Here is a 2,883-nt window from a genome sequence, read left to right on the forward strand (position 1 = left end):
AGCATAAAGAACTTAGCTTTATACTACCGCTTCGCGACTATGTATTGGATCCGTGTGAGCCGGCGGCACGCCTCGTGCAGTTCAATGCGGCTGGTGCGACGAGTGGCTGAACCAGTCTTCGAAGCGTATCGCGCCGATGCGCGGATGGTCGCCTGGCACCAGCGAGCTTTCGTCCAACTCAGTGCCAAAATAGCGTGCGTGGGGATCCGCTGTTACTTTGCGCGGATCGTTCGTGGCCCTCAGGAACCGCGCGACGAGATCGCTCATGCGGATCGGCTCCGGGCCTGCGATCTCGATCACGCCGTTGACCGGAGGCGCCAGCGCAACATCGGTCATGATGTCCGCGACGTCGTCAGATGCGATCGGCTGAAAATAAGCACTCGAAACCGTGGTGACGTTCCCGACCGTTCCCGACTGGGCGATGCCGCCGAGAAACTCGAAAAACTGCGTCGAGTGGACGATGGTGTAGGGAATGCCGGAGCCTCGGATGATCTTTTCCTGGACCACCTTGGCGCGCATATAGCCGCTATCCGGCAACCGCTCGGCGCCGACGATCGAAAGTGCGATATGGTGCTTGACGCCGGCCTTGGCTTCTGCCGCGAGCAGGTTCCGGCCGGAGGTCTGGAAGAACTCCAGAACCGCCTTGTCCTCGAAGGACGGCGAATTCGCAAGGTCGATGACGACTTGCGCCCCCGCGAGTGCTTCGGCGAGGCCCTCGCCGGTGATTGTGTTGACACCGCCATTCGGTGACGCCGCCAACACCGTGTGGCCTTTCCTGCGCAGCCGCTCGACTGTCTTCGAGCCGATCAGTCCGGTGCCACCAATGACCACGATCTTCATGACGAAACTCCTCGTTCGCGTTTCAGGATTCGATTGTCTGATCGAGCCAAGGGGCGGCGCATCAGCTGTCTTCGTTGCAGACAATGCATCGGGGTGCTGGCTCAAACTATCGAACTGAAGCATCTGTCATGCGATGCGAAGGTCTAGGATGGATGCATCCGTAGACTGGGGGCTCTAGTCAGGAGGGAGACGCGGGCTCATCCACCAGCCAAGCTGGGGTGCCGTCGCGGCGGCCAGGGGGCCGCATTGGCAGCAAGGTCGGAGGAAGGCCGCTTCGGCCAGCAATCAAAACTCTTCGACCGAGATGAGGAGCTAAGCAGACACGCCTTTACGCACGTTATTCTGCGCCGGAGCGCCCTCTCCCGTCGAACGGTCCGTACTTGATCGGGACATAGGGCCAGGTTGGACCTGCAGACGCAGAAAGAGAATGCCGGGTCAGCGGAAGCCGCGCAGTTTCGTGAAGTCCTGCGCCGCCGCGAAAGGCTTTCCCGTCGACTTCCTCCTTGAGCCTGAGTTCGGTTCGGCAAGACGATGTGCACGGGTTAGAGGCCAGCACCGCTTCGGTCATCGATGCTGAGACCGGCGGAGATGTTGCTGGGGGTTCCGTTGAGTTCAGGTGTCGTGCGCTGATTGAAAGCCGACACCGCAACTGAACTACCCGAGCGTTTGGCTGGCAAGCGCATAAGTCATCGGTTTGGTTGCACCGCCCGCAACAAAATCGGCGAGACGCTTGCCCAACGACATGGTCATCACCGTGTCGAAGACCGGCATTGCGGCGTGCGAGAGAAAGGCGGCGAACTCGCCACTGGCCATATGGGTGTCGACCCGAAGGAAGGACCCCGAATGATCGGCGACGTGCGGCCGCACGACAGCCACGGCGTCGGCATCGTTTTCAGCCACGACCGGCCCCACGACATGGCCCCGCCCGAACGGCCGGCACAGCGCGAAAGCGCTCAACTGGCTCCCTTTGAAAAGCCCATAGCCGGCCGAATGCGCGAAGAGCCTTTCAATGAGTACTGCTCGCCTCACGCCAAATCCCGCCGCGTCGAGCGCTATCGCTGCCGGAATATCGGTTGTGTCCAAAGTCCGGAGATCGCCGCGCGGATCCGCCGGCAGGCCCGTTGCCGGCACGCGGGCGACGCCCTGGCATTGATAAACGGTCTTCTCCGGCTGGAAGTCGAGCGAGAGATAAAGCCGCCGGGCAGCACGGGTCGCGTTGAGACGCAGATCGCGACCGGGGATCCTGTCGAAGACCCGCTTCATCAGCCATTGCGCCGCCCCCTGTGTCTGAAGCCGCGGTGACGTGATGACCATGCCGACGGTCGCGAAACCGGCGCCATGCCCGAACCACATGGCCGAACCCAGAACCCGGCCGATCTCGTCGAGCGCCACGAAGCCCTTTCCCGTTTCGCGCAGGAATTGCCAGTCCTCAGCCCGATGCGGCCAACCCACCGACAGCGAGAGCGCGTGCAACCGGTCCAGTTCGACACCCTCAATGTCGGCGATCCGCATTGAAAAGGCATCGATTTTCAAGCTTCCGGACAGCTTCAATTTCATGCCTCTGAAAGATCGCGAAAAGGGTGAAACACAATGGCCGCCCTGCCCTTGCCAACACTAGACAAACCATACCGATACGATTTGCTTGAAAGCCACGCACCAACGCAAGATTCAACTGAAACACTTCCGCTTTCGGCATGCAATCGCGAAAGAAGGCGCACATGCTCTCGCGAATTGTTGCAGCATCCGGTCGACGGCGCCAATCCCGGCGCACCCAGATGCCTTGAGGGCTGGAAATGGACGTCTTAGACCTCCTCGACCGTCTCGTCGCCTTTCCGTCGGTGGCCGGCAAGCCGAACGGCGACATCGCAGGGTGGATCGAGGCATACCTCGCGGGATACGGAATCAAGGCCACCCTGCTTCCAGGGCCGGAAGGCGACCGCTCCAATCTTTTCGCGTCGATCGGCCCTGCCAATGTCCCGGGCTACATCCTGTCCGGCCACATGGACGTCGTTCCGGCCGGCGAGCCGCAATGGAGTTCGGCAC

2 protein-coding genes and 1 pseudogene are annotated in these 2,883 nt (G+C 61.4%); 1 reads left to right on the plus strand and 2 read right to left on the minus strand.

The features are described 5' to 3' along the window. Positions 1-81 precede the first annotated feature (81 nt). A complete protein-coding gene (locus tag C1D09_RS00265) occupies positions 82-840 on the minus strand; it encodes an SDR family oxidoreductase (protein WP_143972442.1) in 759 nt (252 codons plus the stop codon). Between the two features lie 654 nt (positions 841-1,494). Then, positions 1,495-2,397, minus strand: coding sequence for a GNAT family N-acetyltransferase (locus C1D09_RS00270; protein ID WP_143972443.1), 903 nt, complete (start codon positions 2,395-2,397; stop codon positions 1,495-1,497). Positions 2,398-2,633: 236 nt separating this feature from the next. On the opposite strand from C1D09_RS00270, the pseudogene C1D09_RS00275 reads away from it, so the two are divergent. Continuing rightward, positions 2,634-2,883: pseudogene (locus C1D09_RS00275) on the plus strand (acetylornithine deacetylase); the annotation flags it as partial.

The organism is Mesorhizobium intechi, assembly GCF_002879535.1.
In the GTDB taxonomy this organism is placed as follows: domain Bacteria; phylum Pseudomonadota; class Alphaproteobacteria; order Rhizobiales; family Rhizobiaceae; genus Mesorhizobium; species Mesorhizobium intechi.